The organism is Sphingomonas sp. 66-10 (assembly GCF_001897045.1).
Lineage (GTDB): Bacteria > Pseudomonadota > Alphaproteobacteria > Sphingomonadales > Sphingomonadaceae > Sphingomonas > Sphingomonas lycopersici.
The window spans coordinates 379-1,253 of sequence record NZ_MKRR01000101.1; the positions used below are offsets into that span (position 1 = coordinate 379).

Sequence of the window (875 nt, forward strand, 5' to 3'; positions counted from 1 at the left end):
ACGCGAACGCAGCATCATGAAGCCAAGGCCAGCGACGGCAAGGACACCGCCTGCACCCAGCGCCCACAGGGCGGGATTGCTGCCGTCATCGACCGATGCTTCAGCCTGAGCCGGCGCCTGTTCTGGCGTCGCGACGGCTTCAGCCGGCGGCGGCGTCACCGGTTCGACCGGTGCAGCATTGGTTGCAGGCTTTGCTGGTGCAGCGGCACGCTGTTCAGCAACTGGGGGTTCAGCAACAGGGGCTGCCGGCGCACGCTCGGCTTGAGCCGCGCGACGTTCGGCCGCCGGAGCGGCACGCTCAGCCGGACCTTGCGGTTCAGGCTCGGCATTGGCCGGGATCGACTGCACGGTCTGCGGAGCAGGCGTCGTCGCGATTTGCGGCAGGGCCGGTGCTGCCGACGTTACCGGTGCAGCCTGGGGAACAGGCGGCGTCGCGTCGATCGGCGGCAGCGTCACAGGGGCTGCGGCGGTCGCCGGGCTGGCTGGCGCAGGCGCAGCAGTGGAGGGGGCCACTGGTGCATCAGCAGTCGTGGGAGCAACAGCGGGCGGGCTTGCGGCAGGGGGCGTCGAGGGAGAGACGTCACCCGTTGCAGGCGCGCTGGGCTGCACGGCAGTGTCCTGCGCCAGCGAGGGGGTTGCAGAGAAGGCAAGGACCGCGGCAATCGCGGTCAGCGCCGAACGATCAAGATGATGTTTGTGTGTCATAGCAAGGGAGGAACCCGAATATGCAGAGTCGGGTTGCACTTTGCGATCAATTCGCACGGTAAAATGAGCGGAATTATCGATGAATTGACTTGGTTGAAAAAGGCAATTCGAGTCGGTCTCTAGGGTCAGGACCTATTAATTTGCATTGAAGACGAAGACGTGATTCAGAG

Annotated in this window: 1 pseudogene; it reads right to left on the reverse strand. The window is 64.8% G+C overall.

Features of this window, described 5'->3' with window-relative positions:
• A pseudogene (locus tag BGN95_RS09530) lies at positions 1–456 on the reverse strand (hypothetical protein); the annotation flags it as partial.
• Between the last annotated feature and the right edge of the window lie 419 nt (positions 457–875).